Raw genomic sequence first — 21,441 nt, 5'->3', positions numbered from 1 at the left:
TGATAAAAAATACTGAAAGTCTGTTTTTTTTAAACGGATTAAAAGTGCTTAGTTTAGCCGAAAACGAGGCGTTTTGACCGGTGCATTCACTGTCTTAAATGTAAAACTAGGCAGATTAAATCGACAAAATACTTCATGTGTTAACAGGGCCTTAACCGGCAAATTAACGGTCGTGTAATCTATGGCGTAACCAGCCTCAATGCGTTGCTTCCAAATATTGGCCCCAATCATACCCACAACAGCGTCATTTGACCTAAAACTACCCCCAATCCATAGTGCGTTTTGATAGACAACACGTACACCGGGCTCCACAACAATTGCATCTGAGATGGAACGAAGGCGCAAAAAAGGATTAAGCTCTACACTCGTAACCACAGGAATCGTGTGCTCCGCATGCAAGGTGAATTCTTGCGCTTGATCATAGATGAAAGCACTCATGCCCACGTGCAGTTGCTTCCACTTAACTAGGGCTCCCCCACGAAAAGTAGGCTTTGCTTGACTTACCTGTTTATCCAAAAATTGATTTAGGATGGGATCTCCTGAATCACGCACGCGAAAAGCGGCACCATCTAAGGACTTGGTTTGTAGACCTACACCTGCACCAACTGAAATTTGTGCTTCTCCAATGGGTAAGTGATACGCCAGCTGAAGATTTCCCAATTGCATGCCGACACCAGAAGGAGTAAGATCAGACAAATAATTCAATCCTACGCCCAGTCCAGTTGTGCCTACAGGCAAAGAGGCACTCAATAGTCGCGTGCCTAAACTACCGCCCCCGTCTTGAGTCGTCTGATATCCCGTCCACTGATTACGTACATGTAATTGTATGTAAGTGCGATCACCTTCGCCCGAATAGGCCGGATTTAGATAGATGCGATTCTGAGTAAATAAACTTAGGTTAGGACCTAATTGGCTATATAGTCGAATTTGAGGAGTAAAACATATCCCCAAAATGACCCACAATAAAAGACGTGTACAATAGCCCATGAATATTATCAATCCTTTTATGACTTGACAAATCTAAGGAAAAAAAAAGCTCCCGATGGGAGCTTAACTGATTTATTTATTGACTTGTTTAATATAATATTCAAGCGCTCCAGTCATGGAAGGAGCGTTAGGCATCGGGGCCTGAATATCAATAATCAAACCTGCATCTGTAACAGCTTGTGCCGTAGTAGGACCAAAAGCCGCAAGACGTGTATTATTCTGTTTGAAGTCTGGAAAATTCAAAAACAATGAAGTGATCCCTGAAGGGCTGTAGAATGCAATTATATCATAAAATACATTTTCCAAATCCGACAAGTCCGCAGACACTGTTTCATACATCACAGCTTCTGTCAATTGAAAATCATTCGTGCCCATGTAATCTGGCAAATCCTTTTGTCGCTTGTTTGAACAAGGAAATAAGAATTTCTCCGTCTTGTGCTTCTTGATTATCTCCAATAAATCCAGTGCCGTACGTGTACCTGTAAATACCTTACGCTTACGGATTACAATATATTTTTGAAGGTAATTGGCTGTTTGCTCCGTAATACAGAAATATTTCATGTCCGCAGGAACCTCAATCTTCGCTTCCTTACAAATACGGAAAAAGTGATCAATCGCATTCCGACTTGTAAAAATAATTGCTGTATGCGTCAGAATATCAATTTTTTGCTTGCGAAATTCTTTGTAAGCAATACCTTGAACCTCAATAAAAGGGCGAAAATCTACCTTTACATTGTATTTACGCTCAATCTCAAAATATGGGGATTTCGCATCCGTAGGAGCCGCTTGGGTAACCAAGATACTTTTAACTTTCTTTAACCGACTGGCATCCTGTTGGACCCCATTTGCAATTTCACTCATAAGAACAATATTCAATTAATGTGCTTGAGACTACTAATTCTCAAAATGCCTGCAAATATACGATTTTTTTTAATCAAAAAATTATTGACCCTACATGTATTCTGGGAATATAAGCTCACGTAAACCAAAGACCAATACTTGACCTTCCATCAGAACTAAATATGCCAATAGTGATAGTTGGTTTACTTGGAATGACTTTCGGAAAACTTGAAACAAGTAAAAGGACCTAACAATAAAATAACCTGTAATGACAAAAGATATGTGTGTTAAGTTAATGGCAATCAAAGGTCCTTGGTAAAGTGAATAGAGACTGATGCCAACAAACAACAGAGAAAAAAACTGTAGGTTAGTTTGTAAGGACTTAAAGTAGTGCGCTTCTGCGACCTGTGATAAGCGAAACAGATTCGTAAAAAGCTTGAACATAAAGTACCGAGAAACAAACAAGATAAAACCAACAAAGACCTTTACACCTATAAAACCTAAGGATGCTCCGATGGATTGAAGGTTTTCCAAGGATTCGAATACTGCCTCATTGGACTGGCCCATCAGCCGATTGTAAAAAGAAATAAAGGCTGTTAACAGACTCAGCGTCAAAATGACCCACAAATTGGGGAATGCGAATGGGCTCTTTAAGACGGCATCCTCTTTAACTTCCCAATGAATCCAGTCAGAAAACCGATAATACGTTTGAAAATAACGTGGAAATGCGGCAAACAACGTGCCTATACACAGTAATAATACGATAAAGGCAAATCCAAAAAATTGATAGAAAATAAATGAACCTCGTCGCTTGATGGATAGAAAGTCGGCCATGGCGTCGGAGTTCACTTGAATTTTTCGTTCAATACTAAATTCAGTTGGCAGCCCTTTTAACTCATTGCTATAAATTGTCAATACCAGTTGCTCCTCGCCTCGGTATTTTTGTTGCATACTATCTAGCGATAAACGCATCAATTCATCTTTGGGCAAAAACCGTTGAAAGGTGCCTTGAACAAACAAATGATAATCCGCATCGGATTTAATTCGCAAAAATCCTTTGGGATAATCTGCAGGATTTAAGGCAAGTGATTTTGATTTATAGCTAAAATGCTTGTTGGCAATATAAGGCAAAAAGCCTTTGACACTAGGTTGATAAACCATCCATTCCTTATCAAATGTATGTGTTCGCTTCCATTGCGCATGTGCGAATGACACGGCTAAGCAAAAACAAAAACATAAAAAAAATCTGCTGACCTGGCCAATACGGTTCAGATAAGCAGATTTTTGAGCTAAAGGATGCATCCTTTTGAATTTATTATTTTCCAGCTAATGCCTTAATCATTGTTTCACCAATATCAGCAGGAGAGTAAACAACGTGAATACCACATTCTTTCATGATCTTCATTTTTGCTTCTGCTGTATCATCAGCACCACCAATAATCGCACCTGCGTGACCCATACGACGTCCTTTCGGCGCTGTTTGGCCAGCAATAAAGCCAACTACTGGTTTACGGTTGCCATCAGCCTTGATCCAACGAGCTGCTTCAGCTTCCATGCCTCCACCGATTTCGCCGATCATTACGATACCTTCTGTTTCAGGATCATTCATTAATAATTCAACCGCTTCTTTCGTTGTTGTTCCGATGATTGGATCACCACCGATTCCGATTGCCGTCGTTTGACCTAAACCAGCTTTGGTTAGTTGGTCTACTGCTTCATACGTTAATGTTCCTGACTTAGAAACGATACCTACACGACCTTTTTGGAAGATAAAACCAGGCATAATACCCACTTTACACTCTTCAGCCGTCATAACTCCTGGGCAGTTTGGCCCAATTAAGCGGCAATCATGGTTTTGAATATATTCCTTCGCAACGATCATATCTTTCGTTGGAATTCCTTCTGTAATACAAATAATGACTTTAATTCCAGCGTCAGCAGCTTCCATAATGGCATCCGCAGCAAATGCTGGGGGAACAAAAATGATTGACGTATCAGCTCCAGTCTTGCTAACTGCGTCAGCTACCGTATTAAAAATTGGTTTTTCTAAATGTGTACCACCACCTTTTCCTGGGGTAACCCCTCCAACAACTTGCGTACCATATGCAATCATTTGCTCTGCATGAAAGGTACCTTCTGTTCCGGTAAATCCTTGTACTATAATTTTCGAATTCTTGTTAACTAAAACACTCATTTTGTTGGGGTTAAATAAACGTAGGCGAAAAATTTTTCCAAAGGTACAAAATATTGATAAAATTCATCAAAAACCTTTTAAGCTTGGAAATAAAAATCCGAACAGATTATTTTTGTGTAAATTCGAATTCGGAATCCTTTTCATGCTTAAACACCTGCACATTCAGAACTATGCCCTAATAGACTCAATTGATTTGAGCCTATCTGATGGCTTGAGTGTAATCACAGGTGAAACAGGTGCTGGAAAATCCATTTTACTGGGTGCCATATCGCTGCTCATGGGTGCTCGGTCTGACGGAAAATCACTCTTTAATCCAGCTAAAAAATGCATTATTGAAGGTACATTTTCAGTTGCACCCTACCCACACATGCAGCAGATTTTCGAAGAGGAAGGAATCGACTTTGAAGAACCTTGCCTGATTAGGCGAGAGATTAATCCACAAGGAAAATCACGCACCTTCGTAAATGACAGTCCAGTGAATATAGATTCACTCAAAAAAATCGGCCAGGAGTTGGTTGATATTCATTCCCAACAAGACACTTGGTGGCTGGCCAACGCAGATTTTACGCTAGAATTAGTCGATAGCTTTGCTCAAAATCAGGAGGTAAAAACAGCGTACCAAAGCGCCTTTCGCGCCTACTCCCAAGCCATTAAAAATCTCCATTCGCTTCAAAAGAAAGCCGCGGAGGGGACTCAGGGACTCGATTTTTTGCAATTCCAATTCCAAGAATTAGTTGACGCCAAACTAGAAATTAATGAGTACGAATCACTGCGCTCACATGTAGAGAAAGGGCAAAATGCAGAACTGATTCATGAAAGATTAGCTCAACTTGCGAACTTGATGAGCTCTACAGACATGTCTACTGTAGAACAAATGCGTGCGGCGTTGCAACAAGCCAATGCACTAAGCAAGTATGGTGAGGATTATGCGAGTTGGAAAAATAGATTAGAGTCAATTTGGTTAGAAACCAAAGACTTGGCTAATGAGATTGAACGTGAGGCTGAAAATTTTCAATCCGACCCGAATGAATTAGCCCAATCGCAACAGCGACTCGACCTACTGAATCGACTACTTCAAAAGTATCAAGTGCGTGAAATAAGTGACTTAATTGCGTTACGCGACTCCATCGATGCACAAATTTCAGGACACGCAAATGTCGATGAAGCGCTTGCTTTGGCCGAAAAAGAAGTAGCCTCGCGTTTAAAAATCGCCGAAAATCAAGCAGCAAAATTGCAAACTAGTCGGCAAGTGGTCTACGATATCATCACACAAAAACTGGCAGAATCACTCCATGCCCTCGGAATTCCAAACGCGACACTGGCTTGGGAAATCCGTGAACAAGAATTACAGCTATCGGGTATTGACAAAGTACAGTTGTTGTTTTCAGCAAATAAAGGATTGGCCCCGAAGCCATTTAGACAAATTGCATCGGGTGGAGAAATGAGCCGACTCATGCTTTCGATCAAACATTTATTGGCCGAAAAGCGTGCTATGCCTACACTGATACTTGATGAAATTGATACCGGCGTATCTGGTGAAATTGCGATAAAAATTGGACAAATGTTGACGCAAATGAGTCGCTCACACCAAATCATCGCGATTACCCACCTCCCACAAATCGCTGCTGCTGGCGCGCATCATTGGTTTGTCTATAAAGATCATGCGGGTGAAAAAACTGTATCGAGCCTACGCGAGCTTAGTGGAGAAGATCGGGTAGATGAAATCGCCAAGATGATTGGTGGAAGTAAAGGGTATCTTGAACTTAAAGAGAACGTTAGAAAACTAATTCACGCTAACCATGACTAAAAAAATATGCACTTTATTTCTCCTCATGACAGGCTTTGCTTGTTCCACTGCGGAAGAAAAATTAAGTACGGAATTGCAAGAAAAAGTGCTTCAATTACACGACACGTTAATGCCCAAGACAGAACAATTAGTGTCCTTGAAATCTTCTTTGGACAGCCTATCGCGCGGAAAAGATTCTGTCCATGTGAAACAATTAATTTTTGCCCTGGGTAAAGCAGACCAATCCATGATGGATTGGATGCATCAATTTTCGATAGTCAGCCTATCAAAAATGGCCGTTGGCGATAAGATTTCTTATCTCCAATCACAATATTCCGCTTTGACCAACCTAAAATCATCAACAGACTCCAGTCTACATGCCGCACAAACTTATTTATCTCGTTAGTTTCGCACTACTTGTTTTCGGTTGCTCGCAGGACAAAAAGCTCCCTTACCTAGGAAAGCACGAAACCCGGGTTGTAGATGGCAAAACAGACACACTGTATCACCAAGTACCTCCATTTAAATTTCTAAATCAGGATTCCGTTTGGGTGAGCGAAAAAGACATGGCGGGTAAAATTTACATCGCTGATTTCTTTTTTACGACCTGTCCGACGATCTGCCCGAAAATGAAAACGCAATTAGTACGTCTTTATGAACGCTATGCGGACAATGATCAAATTCGGATTCTTTCGCATACCATCGATCCCGAATTTGATAGGCCACATGTTTTGAAACAATATGCGAATCGCCTGCAAGTTCAAGCTCCTCGCTGGAACATGGTGACGGGAGACAAGCAAGCGATTTATACCTTAGGCGAAAAAAGCTACCTGGTAACTGCCCAAGAAGACAAAAATGAGGTTGGCGGATTTGTGCACAGCGGAGCTTTTATTTTAGTAGATAAGCAGCGTCATATTCGTGGCATATATGATGGAACAAAGGAAGAGGAGGTAAATCACCTTATCGAAGATTTAGAAATCTTATTAAAAACAAACTAACATGAAGTCATTTTTGCTAGCCGCGTTGGCTTTAAGTTTATTTGCTTGTCAGACCAAAGAAGAAATTCTGCATGATCAATATGTCATTGAAGGCCGAATTCAATACGAAAATAATTGTGCGAATTGCCATCAATCCAACGGCGAAGGTCTTCGAAATTTGTATCCAGCTATCTCAAAAAGCACGCTATCCGCTCCTGAACTCGCTCGACTTATCAAACAAGGACGTAAATCAGCCACAGGTTACATGCCGGCCAACCCAAAATTACAGGCCATCGACATTGCTGAAATAATCACTTTTATGCGGCATGAATGGGGAAAAAACGAACAAACCTTTACGTTTGATTCGACCCGAATCGTCTTAAAAGGAATTAATTAGCAGGTAATTCATCTACCGTCAGTACTGAATTGGTTACTTGACGCAATGAATAGGTCGAGAAATCTTGGGCTGCATCGAGGCCCACGCCATGGATAATATCCGTACGTGTTTTGATGGATACAGGCTTCGTAGTGAAAATACGCTTCTCACTAGGCAACCAGGTAAATTCATCCGTTTTAATCAATTCACCCTTCAACTGATTATTAATCACGACGTGACCCATTAATCGATATGAATTCGTTTGGCGAAAAAAGTGAGCAGAATCTCCCCGAATCAAGGAGGTAACATTGCCTAATTTATCATAAAACCAAAGTTTCATTTCTTTCGGATAAACTCGATCTTCTGAAGGCGTGGTAATTTGGCTCTCTGTAACCATGCGAACAATGGCACGTGCAGAATCCGAATAGATCATATCAATTCCCGAAAGCTCTGATTTAGGTCCTTTGAAAACTAGATTTTGCTCCTTTTTTTCTTCACTGCATGCCAGTAAGAAAAAGGCCCAACCGAACAAAGAAATGATTCGAAGCTGGCGCATGGAAACGAGACTAGTTTAATTTGATTTTTTGGAACCACGCATCCCCTAGCGTTAAGCCAATAACAACCCGTTGATATTGTTCCTCCAAGGCGTTGTCGGCCAATAACCCTCTGCGTCCAAATTGATATGAAACGTTAACGTAATTCAAGAAATTACGTAATGGGAAGGCAAATCCACCACTGACAAATTGGTCTTTGGCGAAACGGCCATTTCCCGCAAAATCATAGGGTGTACTGGAATAACTGTAACCAATGCGGTAAGTTGTTCGCTTGAAAAAACTTGAAATAGACTCAAAATCTGGGGTATATTCCGCGCCAAAAGCAACCGTAGATGTCGTAGGTAATTTAGTCGAACGACCTAAATTGTTTTCAATGGATGTCCAATTTGTACGTGAGTAATCAACACCCACCATCCAATACGCAGGACGTTCTAAACTAATTCCAAATCGTTGGGACACGGGAATGTTTTGCTTGAATTTTGTTTCCTTCTCTAGCGTATCCGCATTAATTACATTCATACCAGTTAAATCCAAGGTGGCAAACCGACGTAAATTCGTAGCTCCTAATTGATTCGTCAAATCAAGTGTAGCTCCCACATTTAAGAAAAGATCCTTCTTTATCAGCTGGCGATAAGCCACACCGGCTTTGAATGAAAAGTCGGAATAACGTGTCGCGTTTTCTAATTGGATCTTATAAAATTGCCCATCCGATAAGTTTTGTGTGGATACCTGACGTGAAACTGAACCAAACAGGTAGGCAGCCTCTATGCCGACGTACAATTCCTTCGCGATGCGTACACCATGACTCATGGTCAACTTACTTACACCTCCGGTTCCTTTGTAGCCATAAATTAAACTATCTACACCCAATACATTTAGCCGACGATACGATATAGTCTCGTAGTTTACATTTGAATGTGGACGAATCCCAAAGGACATAGTCCAGCGATTCGACATGGGCAAGGTTAAATTGAAAGACTGATAATTACCCCCCAAGACTTGTTGGCGCTGACGATAATCCTGCATATTTTTCAATTCCAAGTTAATGCCAGCCTCCAAAACCGTATATCGGTTACGCGCTAAGAGTGCAGGATTCATCTGATTGGAATAAATTCCGTTCGAATTTGAGATACCGATACCTCCCATCATGGAATTTGACGGGGTTTCTGACGTATACATCTCACCCATTCCAATGTAGGAAAGCGGCGAATTAACAATTGTTTGCGCTTTAGATACTTGAAAAATGCCCAATAAAAGACAAATCACGGTACAAAAAAATACTCGAAGAGCCTTTTGTGTTTGTTGGGTATAAATCAATTGCTTGTAAATCATGCGGTTAAAAATCGGCTCTAGTATATAATTCAAGTCTGCAAAGGTCGTAATTTTTTTCATAATCGAGTAAGATATTAGCTATATTTGAAATCATATTTTGTTTGCAGATCTATGGATAGACTTCACGAATGGGTTTGGTTAGAAAATTCAGCGTTTGATTTAATCGCATTTTTCAGTGTCTTAATCTTAGGCATTCTTTTCCGTCGTTTTTTCTCCAATTCATTTTCTAAAATTGTCTATCGATTCATCCCAGTGGAATCGGTATCTATTCAAGACTGCATTCAGTTGCTACGCAAGCCGTTTGAATTGTTGCTCTTCTGGGTTTTCTTATATCTGGCTTCCCAAAATTTACACATACCTCAATCCTGGCATATCGCCTCTATTGATAATTTTGGACTATTATTTGTCCTCCAAAAAGTATTTGAAACGATCCTAATTATTTCAATTACCTGGGTGATTATTCGCCTCATGAAAGTGGGGATTTTGGTCGCTCAGGAGAAATGGCAAGGGGTAGGCGAGAAAGCAAAACAACAGTTTATTCCCTTTTTAAACGATCTTTCGCTTGTCTTTATTATGACAGGCGCCACCTTTGTTTTGCTTGGACGTGTCTTTGAGGTAGATGTCGTAGCGTTAATTACAGGACTTGGGTTGGGAGGTTTGGCGCTAGCTTTAGCGGCTCGGGAAACACTTGAAAACTTATTTGCCTCCTTCACGATATTCTTAGATCTCCCCTTTGTTGTGGGCGATAGCATTCAAGTGGGGACGATTTCAGGCGATATTGAAAAAATTGGATTCCGAAGTACAAGGCTGCGCGGAGTGGATGGAAATTTAATCGTGATCCCTAACCGATTACTAACCTCGCAGTCCCTGGAAAACATGACGGATCGCGAATTCCGCCGGGCCAAATACACCTTAACCTGTGACCTGGATACGAAAACGGCCCAGATTGAGTCGGCCATAGCAGCCATTGAAAAAACAATTCTTGAAGATACTTTATGTAAAAAGAAAGCACCTAAAGTGGTATTTGAGGGATTTGGATTGTACGCACTGGAAATCAGTGTAACCTACTTTGTGCAAACAAAAGACTTCGCTAAATTCCAACAAGTGAAACAAGAAATCAATTTGCGAATACTGCAAATTCTAGAGGCCAATCAAATCAAATTGGCCAGTAGCGTAAAATAAAAAAGGGACACTAGCGCGTCCCTTGGATGGTTGATTAACCAACTAACTCTTTCAGATCTTCATCATGAATCATTTTACGCGCGTCAGCCATGAGTAGGAAACGTGTGTAAATCTTGTCCAATTCAGGTTTTTCAAAATCAAATCCTAATATATTGAGGCGGTGACGCAAGGCTGCCCGACCAGAACGAGAGGTCAATAAAATCGCCGACGAGGGAACACCTACATCCTCTGGATTCATGATTTCATAATTCTGCGCATGCTTCAAAAATCCATCTTGATGGATTCCCGATGAATGAGCAAAGGCATTAGCGCCCACAACGGCTTTGTTGGCCTGCACCGGCATGCCCATCAAATTTGACACCAAACAACTTGTTGGGTATAAATATTTCGGGTTAATCCCAGTACTAAATCCTAAATCTTTATGGACATTTAAAATCATGGCAACTTCCTCCAGGGAAGTATTTCCAGCACGTTCGCCGATGCCGTTGATGGTCACCTCGACTTGACGAGCACCTGCCTGAATACCCGCGATGGTATTTGCCGTTGCTAATCCTAAGTCATTATGATTGTGCATGGAGATCGTAGCCTGATGGATATTATCCACATGTTCATATAAATAGGTGATGCGATCATACATCTGATTGGGCAACAAATAACCCGTAGTATCAGGTAAATTCACAACAGTTGCACCCGCCTTAATTACCTCGGAGGTTAATTTAGCCAGGAAAGGCAAATCGGCCCGACCAGCATCTTCCGCAAAAAATTCAACATCTTCCACGAAGGATTTGGCATACTTTACAGCCCATACCCCACGCTCAATAATTTCTTCTCGAGTTGAATTAAATTTATGCTTAATGTGCACATCTGAGGCACCTATTCCCGTATGAATACGCGGTCTGCGGGCAGACTTAAGCGCTTCCACAGCTGCATCAATATCTTCTTTTTTGGCACGTGTTAACGCACACACAGTAGGCTCAATGACAGACTCCGCAATGGCTTTTACTGAGGCAAAATCGCCAGGGGAAGAAATGGGGAAACCAGCTTCAATGATGTCAACACCCAACTTTTCGAGTTCTTTAGCCACTTCAACTTTTTCTTCTCGGTTTAATTGACAACCGGGTACTTGTTCTCCGTCGCGAAGTGTAGTATCAAAAATCTGAATGCGATTACTCATGGGGTTTGTGTGCTAATTAGGACGTAAAACTAAATTAATTTATACTAGGAAGCAAAAATCACTAGCGCCCTCATTTAGACTAAAAACCTATATATTTCGATAAATTGAATCAAATAAAGACTTAATATCTAAATATTAAACTAATTTAGATTAATTATCTAAAGTTGCTCGATGAATTGGAATGAAAATAGCCAAAGAAATTATTCTTTTTATCCATTTTTTTGATATCATGGATCTAAAGTTCGTGCATGTAATAAGTGGTAAAGTTGCACACACGTGAAAGTCCGAACAAAAAAAAAGTCGCCCAGGTATGCCTGGGCGACTTTACGCATGTCTATAAAATTAGTTGTTTTCAGGACGTAAGCTACGTACTGCAGCTCCCGCTCTCCACATTTCCATATCTGCCATTTCTTTCAATTCAGCATCTAATTTCACACGGTAATCTGGTTGAGAATTCAACGTGATAGAACGCTCTGCTTCTGCTTGCGTTTTCACTGAGTTATATAATTGCGCAAATACAGGCTTAGTTGCATCACGGAAAGGCTTCCACCAATCCAAAGCACCACGTTGCGCCGTTGTAGAGCAGTTGGCATACATCCAATCCATGCCATTCTCAGCCACTAATGGCATTAATGATTGTGTCAATTCCTCAACTGTTTCGTTGAAAGCTTCAGATGGTGAGTGACCATTTTCACGTAACACTTCGTATTGAGCTGCGAAAATTCCTTGGATAGCACCCATCAAAGTACCACGCTCACCTGTTAAGTCAGATGTTACTTCTTTGTAGAAATCGGTTTCGAATAAATATCCAGAACCAACACCAATCGCCATCGCGATACATTTTTCACGTGCTTTACCTGTTGCGTCTTGGTATACTGCGAACGAAGAGTTCAAACCTTTACCAGCTACGAATAAACGACGTAACGAAGTACCTGAACCTTTAGGTGCTGCTAAGAATACGTCGACATCTGCTGGAGGTACGATACCTGTTTTTTCTTTGTATGTAATTCCAAATCCATGAGAGAAATAAAGCGACTTACCAGCCGTTAAATATTTCTTCACTGTTGGCCATAATTCGATTTGAGCCGCATCTGAAAGTAAGTAACATATGATCGTTCCTTTTTCCAATGCTTCTTCGATTTCAAATAAAGTCACACCTGGAACCCAACCGTCGGCAACTGCCTTATCGTACGTTTTACCTTTACGCTGACCTACAATTACATTCAGACCATTGTCTTTCATGTTTAACGCTTGACCTGGACCTTGAACGCCGTAACCAATTACTGCGATTGTTTGATCAGCTAATACTTGTCTAGCTTTCTCTAACGGAAACTCTTCTCTTGTTACGATGTCTTCAACAACTCCACCGAAATTAATCTTTGCCATTTTTTTGTCTTTTAATTTATATACTATTTCGATTATACTATTTCCCAGTTACCCTCAGGAAGAAACTCAACCAATCCTTTTTCCGTTTTACCTACAGCAATACGGCCAGATTTAACATATTCTAATATTTCCCACTTTTTCAAATAGGCATAAAATTCATTCAAATCATCTTCGGTCCCATTTTTTTCTACCACTACATATTCCAGTCCCCAATGAACCACTTTGGCATTCCAATCTAAATTGATGGTTTTCACATCGATGGGTTCACCACCCAGCGGAGTTGCCAATTTAAACAAGGCTACCTCATTGAAAATTATCTCATCATCCAGGTATCCGTAAACGGCCAAGACATCGGTTACTTTACGAATTTGGCGAACCAACTTCTCTACGACCTCCCGATTCTCGTTTCGGATGACAATCGTAAAGCGTGAAACGCCACGACGCTCCGTTTCAGAAACCGTCAAACTTTCAATATTCAAACGGCGACGCGTGAAAATGATGGTAATCCGATTTAATAAACCGACCGTATTGGTTGTAAAAACTGAAAGTGTATAATTTGTCAACATATTACTCTAGCCTAACGTTGGTTACGGTACTGCCCGCAGGCACCATTGGGAAAACATTTCCCTCCTTTTCACAAACAATTTCTAACAAATAAGGTGTTTCTGAATTCAATAAAGTATCCAAAGACTCGCTTAGCAAACTGCGATCTGATACGGTATGACCAGGTATACCAAAGCCTTTGGCAATCATAATGAAATCAGGATTTTCCAATTCAACGAATGAATAACGACGCGCGTGGAATAATTCTTGCCACTGGCGAACCATCCCCAAAAAGTTATTATTCAAAATAATGATCTTCACTGGCAACTTGCTTTGAGCAATCGTACCCAATTCCTGCAAGGTCATTTGAAATCCTCCGTCACCAATCACCGCAACAACTTCTCGCTCAGGAACGGCAACTTTAGCACCGAATGCTGCCGGCAAAGCAAAACCCATAGTTCCTGCTCCACCTGAAGTCACAACCGAATTCTGTTTCTTAAATCGGTAGTAGCGGTTAGTCACCATTTGGTGCTGTCCTACGTCCGTGACGATAACGGCCTCACCTTTCGTCTTGTCAGACATCATGGCTATAGCCTCGCCCATTTTAATCTGATCCCCATCATGGAATACATCCTTCAAGGTAATCTTGGTGTATTCTTCTTTGTCGTAAGCGTCAAATTCCGCACGCCAAGCAAGGTGTTCAGCCGGTTTAATTAACGGCAATAATGCACGTAATGCGGCTTTGGCATCTCCCACAACAGGCGCATCTGCTTTAACATTTTTGTCCACTTCCGCCGGATCAATCTCTATATGAACCACTTTCGCCTGCTTCGCATACGTCGACAAATCTCCCGTAATCCGGTCGTCAAAACGCATACCAATCGCAATCAAAACGTCACATGAATTTGTCAAGACATTCGCTCCGTAGTTACCATGCATGCCTGGCCAACCCACATACATGGGGTGATCCGCATCCATCGAGGACATGCCTAATAGCGTCGTAGCTACTGGAATGCCAGCTTTGTCGACCAATTCATTTAATTCTTTTTCAGCACCGGAGATAATAATTCCGTGACCGGCAAGAATGTAAGGTTTTTTGGCACCATTAATCAGCTTGGCAGCGGCTTCTAAATGCTCGCGCTTCGGCTCGATACGTGGTTTATATGAAATAATGGACGTACACGGTGTATATTTGAAAGGCTCGGTCATCATTTCTGACTGAGCTGTACGCGTGATATCAATTAAAACTGGACCTGGACGGCCTGTTTCTGCAATGTAAAATGCTTTGGAAATGATCTCCGGAATTTCGTTGGGATCTACTACTTGGTAATTCCACTTCGTTACAGGCATGGAAATACCCATTAAATCACACTCTTGGAAAGCATCCGTACCTAATAAATTTCCTTTTACCTGGCCTACTAGACAAACGAGCGGCGTTGAATCCAACATCGCATCAGCGATCGGTGTAATCAAGTTGGTGGCACCAGGACCTGAGGTCACCATACACACGCCCGCTTTATTCAGCATACGTGCGTACCCTTGTGCGGCGTGACCAGCACCTTGTTCGTGGCGAACTAAAATATGCTTTAAGCGATCTTGATAATCAAATAATGCATCGTAGGTAGGCATAATCGCACCACCTGGATAACCAAAAATAGTTGTCACCCCTTGCGCAACCAATGATTCCATAATGGCTTGCGCACCAGTCAAGAATTTTTTCTGGTCGGCCTGATTCGAATCTGCAGTCTGCGTTTGGGTTTGTCCCATGGTATTCATTTTTTTATTCTCAACTTTCAAGGAAAGGCTAATTTAAGCTATCCCATGCTAGTAAAAAAGGTAATTTTCTTTTTTTACAAATCAGTCACACAACCTAGGCTGGCTGAGGCAACGTTTTTTATGTACTTCCGTAACACGCCTGAAGTGTGTGGAGAAACTTTTGGTTTCCACAGTTTCCGGCGTTCGGCTAACTCTTCATCTGATACGTGCAGGATGATTTTATTGTCCACTGCATCGATCGTAATTTTATCTCCGTCTTTCACTAAGGCGATGTTTCCACCTTCTTGCGCTTCAGGCGTCACGTGTCCTACCACAAAGCCGTGCGTTCCTCCAGAGAAACGTCCGTCCGTAATCATAGCTACTGAATTACCTAAACCAGCACCCATCAGTGCGGACGTAGGCTTTAACATTTCAGGCATTCCGGGTCCACCTTTCGGTCCTTCGTTACGAATAACCACCACATGTCCTGCTTTAATTTCTCCTTTGGATAAGAATTCCATCACATCTTCCTCGCGATCACAAACCTTCGCCAGCCCCTCAAAACGCTCCCCTTCTTTTCCTGTGATCTTCGCAATAGCACCTTCTGTCGCTAAATTTCCATATAATACCTGGATGTGACCTGAAGATTTCAAGGCCTTTGATTTAGGGAAAATGATTTTTTGTGCATCAAAATCCAAATCTGGCGCATCCGTCAAATTCTCAGCCATTGTTTTTCCGGTTACCGTCAAACATTCGCCATGCAAATAACCTTCTTTCCACAAATATTTTAAAATCGCTGGCATGCCACCGATCGCCAAAACATCCTCCATGTAATATTTTCCTGAAGGCTTCAAATCAGCCATTAATGGCGTACGATCCGAAATGTCTTGAATATCTTTCAAGGTAAATTCTACCCCCGCAGAATGCGCAATAGCCAAATAATGTAACACGGCATTGGTACTTCCACCCAAAGCCATCACTACAGTCATCGCATTCTCAAATGCATGACGCGTCATGATGTCGCGTGGACAAATGTTTTTCTCCAACAATACCTTCATCGCTGCACCGATCGCCAAACACTCCGCTTTTTTACCTTCGTGTGTCGCTGGATAAGACGACGAATTTGGCAAAACTAAGCCCATCGCTTCCATCGAGGATGCCATGGTATTTGCTGTATACATACCTCCACAAGCCCCTGCGCCCGGAATAGAATTCCGAATCACTCCCTCATAATCTTCATCTGAAATAGTTCCGGCATATTTTTTACCTAAAGCTTCAAAAGCCGAAACGATATCTAATTTTTCTCCTTTGTAATTTCCAGAACGAATCGTTCCTCCATAAACCAACATCCCCGGGCGGTTCAAACGCGCAAGCGCCATCATCGCTCCTGGCATATTTTTATCACAACCTACAACAGCAATCACGCCATCATACCATTGTGCACCCACCACATTTTCGATTGAATCAGCAATAATATCACGGGAAGGCAACGAATAGCTCATCCCCTCATTTCCGTTGGTCATTCCATCCGACACACCGATCGTATGAAAGATCAACCCCACCATCCCATTTTCTTGAATTCCTTTTTTCACATGAACCGATAAGCCATTCAAGTGCATATTGCATGGATTACCTTCGTAACCAGTACTGGCAATACCTATCTGCGCCTTCTCCATGTCCTCCGGAGTAAGTCCAATGCCATAAAGCATTGCTTTCGCCGCAGGATTTGTCACTTCTTGTGTTAACGTTCTAGAGAATTTGTTTAACGACATATGAATAAATTTTTTCAAACAACAAATATACGCAATCCGATTTGTTCAAGCCAAAGGATTGCCAAACAATATATGGCCAATCAAGGAAATACAAAATAAATTATTTGTTTTCCCCTACTTGTTGGCGCCACATGGCATAGTACAAACCTTTGTCGGCCAACAAACTATCGTGATTCCCCGATTCGACCACTTTTCCTTTTTCCAACACATAAATGCGCGTGGCATGCATGATGGTAGATAAGCGGTGGGCAATCAAAATTGTCAAATGCTCCGCATCCTGCGAAACTGCACGAATCGTTTCCGAAATTTCTTCCTCCGTTAAGGAATCTAAGGCAGAAGTTGCTTCGTCGAAAACCAACAAGTTTGGATTCCGTAATAAAGCCCGAGCAATACTTAAGCGTTGCTTTTCTCCTCCGGATACTTTTACGCCCCCTTCACCAATGAGCGAGTCTAAACCTTTATCGGCACGCGCCAATAAACTCTGACAAGCTGCTTTTTCTAACACTTCTAAACATTGAGCGTCAGTCGCATAAGGATTTACGAATAATAGATTCTCTCGAATGGATCCGGAAAACAATTGCGTATCCTGTGTTACAAAACCTATCTTTTTTCGTAGTTGGTCAAAATCAATCGCATCTCCAGCCTCCCCATTATAGAAAACCTGCCCTTTTTTTGGTCTGTATAGGCCCACTAATAATTTGACCAACGTCGATTTACCGGCACCCGATGGGCCAACAAACGCGATGGTTTCCCCGCCTTTAACTTGAAAGGAAATATCAGAAAGCGCTTCTTGCGTCGCGGATTGATGTTGGAACGAAACGTGATCAAATGTTAAGTCCTCAATGTGTGTGATAGCTTTGGGGTTCGCTGGTTTTTGTTCCCCAGGAATAGCCAAAATTTGTTCGAAATTCTGCAATGACACCTCGGCCTCGCGGAAGGTGTTGACTACATTTCCAATCTCTTGCAACGGGTTAAACAGGAAGAATGAATAGATGTTCAACGAGTAAAATTGGCCTATCGTAATTTTACCTTGGTAGATTAAATAGATCAAAACTACGACCATGAGCATGCGTAGTAAATTCACGCAGGTTCCCTGAACAAAGGCCATCGAGCGCACATAACGCACTTTTTTCAATTCAAGCTTTAGAATTTTCTCTGTCGTTGCATTTAAGTGGGCAATTTCTTGTTCGGCCAAACCTAGTGATTTTACTAGTTCGATGTTACGTAAAGATTCTGTCGTGGAACCAGCCAAACCGGTGGATTCTTTGACAATTTCAATTTGAATGACTTTGATTTTTTTACTTAAAACGGAAGATACCCAAGCAATTAATGGACCTGTCACTAAAAACAAAGGCATGACCATCCAATGCACAGAAAATGCATAGATCGAGATGAACACGAGGGCAATCACGGATTGAAAAAGGATGTTGATGCCCAATGTGATCAACTTTTCTACATCGGTACGTACCTTTTGCAACTTACCTAAAGTCTCCCCGGAGCGCTGATCTTCAAACGTTTCATACGGCAATTCCAACGAATGGCGGATTCCATCGGAATAAAGATTAGCCCCCACCTTTTGGGTGACCGTATTAATCATATAGTCTTGAAAGTTTTTCGCGACCCGACTCACGAACGCCACACCTACGGATGCCAAAGCTAAAGGCCAAATGGCATCTACAAACTGGCTCATCGTATGCGTGTCAGCCCGGTAAATGGCCGCTACATCGTCAATGATTTTTCGGAAGATGTAGGGATCCATCAACGAGAAAATCTGGTTGGTCGCAGCTAAACCTAGTGCGGCCATGACACGCCAGCGGTAATGAGAAAGGTAATTAAGTAATAATTTCATGTGGGTGACGGATCATTTTTCCATGACGCGAAAACTCGCGTCAAATTTGTAGAGACGCGATACCTCGCGTCTGCATATTTTCATAGACGCGATTATCGCGTCTCTATATTTTACTCAAACCGCACGAGCGCCATTTCGGCTACTGTCTTCCCAATTGCCAAAGAGGAAGTCGCTGCAGGGCTTGGGGCATTTAAAATATTGATAACCTTCTCATCTTGAACGATTGAGAAATCATCCAACAAACCTCCTGTGCGGTCACATGCTTGTGCACGAACACCGGCTCCTCCTGCTACTAAATCATCGATTTGAATTTCGGGAATAAGTACCTGTAGTGCTTTGGTAAAAGCCTCTTTAGAGAAACTTCGATACATTTCACCGAGGCCCGTTTCCCAATATTTAACAGCAACTTTCTGGAAGCCTGGCCACGTGAGGGTGTCCCAAAGTTCTTTGGCATTAATGCCTAATTTTTTGTAGCCTTCTTTTTTAAAGGCCAATACCGCGTTAGGTCCTGCCTCCACGCCACCGCGCATCATCCGTGTAAAGTGAACACCTAGGAATGGGAAGTTGGGATCTGGAACGGGATAAATCAAATTTTTAACGAGATACTCTTTGTCTTTTCTAAGCTTGAAATATTCGCCTCGGAAAGGAACAATGCGCACATCGAGCGGTTCTTTTTGGGTCCATTGCGCCACTTGATCGGAGTACAATCCGGCACAATTGATGATGAGTTTTGCTTCATAAACAGACTTTTCGGTTTCCACGATCGAAAAGGTAAGTCCTTTAGTGATATTGGTTACTTTTTCCCCTAAATGCATCTCACATCCGTTGGCTTGAACCCCTTGCGCTAATTTAACAGCGACAGCACGGTAGTCGACAATACCTGTTTGAGGTACAAACAAACCCTCCACGCCGGTCACGTGTGGCTCATATTCACGCATTTCCGCTAATGATAATTTCTTCAATCCGCCAAGTCCATTTTCTTGACCCCGCTGAAACAAGGTCTCTAATTGTGGGCGCTGTTCTTGGGTACTGGCAACCACCACTTTTCCCGTTAATTCGAAAGGAATATCTTCTTTTTGGCAATACTCGATTAATTGATGGTAGCCTTCAATGCAATTTTTGGCTTTTAATGAACCGGGTTTGTAATAGAGACCGGAATGGATAACGCCTGAATTATTTCCCGTTTGATGCATGGAAACGGTGGCTTCTTTTTCAAAAAGCGCAATTTTCAAGCTTGGTTTTGATTCTAACAGTCGGTGTGCTGTCGCGAGACCCACAATGCCTCCGCCGACGATGATTACATCTAATGCCATAAGGTGGATAGGTAAAATAAATAAGCCCCAAAGATACGAATTCCTGCGACGGAATTATCAATTAATTATCAAGTACTTGCTTAAATTTCAACCTCGCATGGCTGTTTTTTTTGTAGCTTTGTGCTCCCTCATTTAGCTTCGCCAAACCTCAAAGGATTGGCGAAGCTGAGGGGTTAAGCACAAAGCATTGAATCCACAACTCGAAAAATTATACCGCATCGCTCAGCAACCTAGTCGCGTGATTCTAGGATTGATGTCGGGTACCTCCATGGATGGATTAGACATGGCGCTTTGTCGGTTTACCGGCCAAGGCCCTACTACAAAATGCGAACTACTTCATTTCGATTCGGTTTCCTTTGACGAAGGCTTTAAAGCTTCAATTCGTGCGGTATTTGCACAAGAAAACATACATTTTCCGAGTCTGAGTACCCTAAACGCACAAATTGCGCGAACACACGCAAAGATAATTCTCCAAACGCTGGAGTCGTGGCAGGTAAAACCGGAGGAAGTGGATCTGATTGCTTCGCATGGACAAACGGTGATGCACCGGCCGGACCGCACGGGGAGATTACCTCATTCAACCCTGCAAATTGGGGATGGGGACCATTTGGCACATGTTACGGGTATCATTACCCTGTCGGATTTTAGACAAAAGCATATCGCAGCTGGAGGCGAAGGTGCCCCTTTAGCCATGTTTGGTGATTATTTTTTATTCAGCCAAGGAGGTGAAGCTCGCATATTATTGAACATTGGTGGCATCGGTAATTTTACCTACTTGCCGGCTGATCAAGATTCTACCCGCATACTAGTTAGTGACACGGGACCAGGAAATACGTTGCTCGATGCGTATATCAGACAACATTTTGCTGGGATGAATTTTGACAAAGATGCCCAAATCGCCCGCTCGGGAACAATTCATGCTGGATTCTTGCAAAATTTATTGAGCCTTCCTTTTTTCGAAGAGGCATTTCCAAAAAGCACGGGGCCTGAATATTTTAATTTGGAGCGCATAAAAGAACTAGCTCCCGCGGATCTAAACCCAGCTGATTTCTTAGCGACCTTAACGCGCTTTACGGCAGAAAGTATCGCTTTGGCAATCCAACATTACACAGGATTACATCAGGCGCATATTTATGTAAGTGGTGGTGGTGCGCGGAACCCGTTGATGATGGAGCATTTGAAAAACTTAATGCCTGGATTTACCATTCAGAATTCTGCCGTTTTAGGAATTGAGTCAGCGGCAAAAGAAGCAGTTTTGTTTGGCTTGTTGGCCAATGAAACCTTGATGGATCCGAATCCGGCACCTGATCGCCGACTGGGTGATTCGCCGTGGATGACGATGGGGAAGATAAGTTTACCGAATTAGAATTAAGAAGTAAGAGGTAAGAGGTGAGAGGTAAAACTCCGGACTAAAGACTAGC

The 21,441-nt window shown here is 42.1% G+C and carries 19 protein-coding genes; 6 read left to right on the top strand and 13 right to left on the bottom strand.

The window, feature by feature from the left end; translation table 11 throughout:
* Positions 1-48 precede the first annotated feature (48 nt).
* The 4 genes from U0R10_RS00955 to sucD form a co-directional block, all read right to left on the bottom strand.
* The gene (locus tag U0R10_RS00955) at positions 49-987 is read right to left on the bottom strand and encodes a PorP/SprF family type IX secretion system membrane protein (RefSeq protein WP_377981805.1); all 939 of its coding nucleotides are present in this window, start codon (positions 985-987) and stop codon (positions 49-51) included.
* A gap of 72 nt (positions 988-1,059) precedes the next feature.
* Positions 1,060-1,848 carry a uroporphyrinogen-III synthase gene (locus U0R10_RS00950; protein ID WP_377981804.1) on the bottom strand — a complete coding sequence of 263 codons (789 nt, stop codon included), beginning with the start codon at positions 1,846-1,848 and terminating at the stop codon, positions 1,060-1,062.
* 90 nt (positions 1,849-1,938) lie between these two features.
* Positions 1,939-3,129 (bottom strand): hypothetical protein, encoded by a 1,191-nt coding sequence (locus tag U0R10_RS00945; RefSeq protein ID WP_377981803.1) that lies wholly within the window; start codon positions 3,127-3,129, stop codon positions 1,939-1,941.
* A 13-nt stretch (positions 3,130-3,142) separates the two neighbouring features.
* The gene (gene sucD, locus U0R10_RS00940) at positions 3,143-4,021 is read right to left on the bottom strand and encodes a succinate--CoA ligase subunit alpha (RefSeq protein WP_377981802.1); all 879 of its coding nucleotides are present in this window, start codon (positions 4,019-4,021) and stop codon (positions 3,143-3,145) included.
* A 142-nt stretch (positions 4,022-4,163) separates the two neighbouring features.
* Here sucD and recN point away from each other — a divergent pair, with 142 nt between their 5' ends.
* From recN to U0R10_RS00920, 4 genes are read left to right on the top strand one after another with little or no spacing between them, the layout of a single operon-like run.
* Positions 4,164-5,828 carry a DNA repair protein RecN gene (gene recN, locus U0R10_RS00935; RefSeq protein WP_377981801.1) on the top strand — a complete coding sequence of 555 codons (1,665 nt, stop codon included), beginning with the start codon at positions 4,164-4,166 and terminating at the stop codon, positions 5,826-5,828.
* Positions 5,821-6,213 (top strand): hypothetical protein, encoded by a 393-nt coding sequence (locus U0R10_RS00930; RefSeq protein ID WP_377981800.1) that lies wholly within the window; start codon positions 5,821-5,823, stop codon positions 6,211-6,213. Before recN ends, U0R10_RS00930 begins: the two co-directional genes overlap by 8 nt.
* The gene (locus U0R10_RS00925; protein WP_377981799.1) at positions 6,185-6,805 is read left to right on the top strand and encodes an SCO family protein; all 621 of its coding nucleotides are present in this window, start codon (positions 6,185-6,187) and stop codon (positions 6,803-6,805) included. The genes U0R10_RS00930 and U0R10_RS00925 overlap by 29 nt, the downstream gene beginning before the upstream one ends.
* Before the next feature lies 1 nt (position 6,806).
* Positions 6,807-7,181, top strand: a complete 375-nt coding sequence (locus U0R10_RS00920; protein WP_377981798.1) for a c-type cytochrome — start codon at positions 6,807-6,809, stop codon at positions 7,179-7,181.
* Here U0R10_RS00920 and lptC read toward each other — a convergent pair.
* Positions 7,174-7,716, bottom strand: a complete 543-nt coding sequence (gene lptC / locus U0R10_RS00915; RefSeq protein ID WP_377981797.1) for an LPS export ABC transporter periplasmic protein LptC — start codon at positions 7,714-7,716, stop codon at positions 7,174-7,176. The two genes, U0R10_RS00920 and lptC, sit on opposite strands and share 8 nt — an antisense overlap.
* Positions 7,717-7,726: 10 nt before the next feature.
* Positions 7,727-9,106, bottom strand: a complete 1,380-nt coding sequence (locus U0R10_RS00910) for a hypothetical protein (RefSeq protein WP_377981796.1) — start codon at positions 9,104-9,106, stop codon at positions 7,727-7,729.
* Positions 9,107-9,157: 51 nt separating this feature from the next.
* On the opposite strand from U0R10_RS00910, the gene U0R10_RS00905 reads away from it, so the two are divergent.
* On the top strand, positions 9,158-10,228 hold the full coding sequence (locus tag U0R10_RS00905; protein WP_377981795.1) for a mechanosensitive ion channel family protein: 1,071 nt from the start codon (positions 9,158-9,160) through the stop codon (positions 10,226-10,228).
* Positions 10,229-10,262: 34 nt separating this feature from the next.
* On the opposite strand, the gene U0R10_RS00900 is transcribed toward U0R10_RS00905, so the two are convergent.
* The 7 genes from U0R10_RS00900 to lhgO all read right to left on the bottom strand — a co-directional run bounded on the left by U0R10_RS00900 (position 10,263) and on the right by lhgO (position 20,020).
* Complete coding sequence (locus U0R10_RS00900; RefSeq protein ID WP_377981794.1) at positions 10,263-11,402, bottom strand: 2-isopropylmalate synthase; 1,140 nt, start codon at positions 11,400-11,402, stop codon at positions 10,263-10,265.
* A 342-nt stretch (positions 11,403-11,744) separates the two neighbouring features.
* Entirely contained in the window at positions 11,745-12,788 is a 1,044-nt protein-coding gene (gene ilvC / locus U0R10_RS00895) for a ketol-acid reductoisomerase (RefSeq protein WP_377981793.1), read from the bottom strand.
* Between the two features lie 32 nt (positions 12,789-12,820).
* Positions 12,821-13,351 carry an acetolactate synthase small subunit gene (ilvN, locus tag U0R10_RS00890; protein ID WP_377983001.1) on the bottom strand — a complete coding sequence of 177 codons (531 nt, stop codon included), beginning with the start codon at positions 13,349-13,351 and terminating at the stop codon, positions 12,821-12,823.
* A gap of 4 nt (positions 13,352-13,355) precedes the next feature.
* Positions 13,356-15,098, bottom strand: a complete 1,743-nt coding sequence (gene ilvB / locus U0R10_RS00885) for a biosynthetic-type acetolactate synthase large subunit (RefSeq protein ID WP_377981792.1) — start codon at positions 15,096-15,098, stop codon at positions 13,356-13,358.
* 83 nt (positions 15,099-15,181) lie between these two features.
* Entirely contained in the window at positions 15,182-16,858 is a 1,677-nt protein-coding gene (gene ilvD, locus U0R10_RS00880; RefSeq protein WP_377981791.1) for a dihydroxy-acid dehydratase, read from the bottom strand.
* Positions 16,859-16,958: 100 nt separating this feature from the next.
* Entirely contained in the window at positions 16,959-18,707 is a 1,749-nt protein-coding gene (locus U0R10_RS00875; RefSeq protein ID WP_377981790.1) for an ABC transporter ATP-binding protein, read from the bottom strand.
* A gap of 110 nt (positions 18,708-18,817) precedes the next feature.
* On the bottom strand, positions 18,818-20,020 hold the full coding sequence (gene lhgO, locus U0R10_RS00870; RefSeq protein WP_377981789.1) for an L-2-hydroxyglutarate oxidase: 1,203 nt from the start codon (positions 20,018-20,020) through the stop codon (positions 18,818-18,820).
* Positions 20,021-20,207: 187 nt separating this feature from the next.
* On the opposite strand from lhgO, the gene U0R10_RS00865 reads away from it, so the two are divergent.
* On the top strand, positions 20,208-21,386 hold the full coding sequence (locus U0R10_RS00865; protein ID WP_377981788.1) for an anhydro-N-acetylmuramic acid kinase: 1,179 nt from the start codon (positions 20,208-20,210) through the stop codon (positions 21,384-21,386).
* Positions 21,387-21,441: the final 55 nt, after the last annotated feature.

It is taken from the genome of Aquirufa avitistagni (genome assembly GCF_042715545.1).
In the GTDB taxonomy this organism is placed as follows: domain Bacteria; phylum Bacteroidota; class Bacteroidia; order Cytophagales; family Spirosomataceae; genus Aquirufa; species Aquirufa avitistagni.
Note: the sequence above shows the minus strand (reverse complement) of the source record. Positions and strands in the feature narration are given on the sequence as shown.

Coding starts and splice junctions, on each gene's coding strand:
- U0R10_RS00955 (WP_377981805.1), bottom strand. CDS start 987: ATGGGCTATTGTACACGTCTTTTATTGTGGGTCATTTTGGGGATATGT.
- U0R10_RS00950 (WP_377981804.1), bottom strand. CDS start 1,848: ATGAGTGAAATTGCAAATGGGGTCCAACAGGATGCCAGTCGGTTAAAG.
- U0R10_RS00945 (WP_377981803.1), bottom strand. CDS start 3,129: ATGCATCCTTTAGCTCAAAAATCTGCTTATCTGAACCGTATTGGCCAG.
- sucD (WP_377981802.1), bottom strand. CDS start 4,021: ATGAGTGTTTTAGTTAACAAGAATTCGAAAATTATAGTACAAGGATTT.
- recN (WP_377981801.1), top strand. CDS start 4,164: ATGCTTAAACACCTGCACATTCAGAACTATGCCCTAATAGACTCAATT.
- U0R10_RS00930 (WP_377981800.1), top strand. CDS start 5,821: ATGACTAAAAAAATATGCACTTTATTTCTCCTCATGACAGGCTTTGCT.
- U0R10_RS00925 (WP_377981799.1), top strand. CDS start 6,185: ATGCCGCACAAACTTATTTATCTCGTTAGTTTCGCACTACTTGTTTTC.
- U0R10_RS00920 (WP_377981798.1), top strand. CDS start 6,807: ATGAAGTCATTTTTGCTAGCCGCGTTGGCTTTAAGTTTATTTGCTTGT.
- lptC (WP_377981797.1), bottom strand. CDS start 7,716: ATGCGCCAGCTTCGAATCATTTCTTTGTTCGGTTGGGCCTTTTTCTTA.
- U0R10_RS00910 (WP_377981796.1), bottom strand. CDS start 9,106: ATGAAAAAAATTACGACCTTTGCAGACTTGAATTATATACTAGAGCCG.
- U0R10_RS00905 (WP_377981795.1), top strand. CDS start 9,158: ATGGATAGACTTCACGAATGGGTTTGGTTAGAAAATTCAGCGTTTGAT.
- U0R10_RS00900 (WP_377981794.1), bottom strand. CDS start 11,402: ATGAGTAATCGCATTCAGATTTTTGATACTACACTTCGCGACGGAGAA.
- ilvC (WP_377981793.1), bottom strand. CDS start 12,788: ATGGCAAAGATTAATTTCGGTGGAGTTGTTGAAGACATCGTAACAAGA.
- ilvB (WP_377981792.1), bottom strand. CDS start 15,098: ATGGGACAAACCCAAACGCAGACTGCAGATTCGAATCAGGCCGACCAG.
- ilvD (WP_377981791.1), bottom strand. CDS start 16,858: ATGTCGTTAAACAAATTCTCTAGAACGTTAACACAAGAAGTGACAAAT.
- U0R10_RS00875 (WP_377981790.1), bottom strand. CDS start 18,707: ATGAAATTATTACTTAATTACCTTTCTCATTACCGCTGGCGTGTCATG.
- lhgO (WP_377981789.1), bottom strand. CDS start 20,020: ATGGCATTAGATGTAATCATCGTCGGCGGAGGCATTGTGGGTCTCGCG.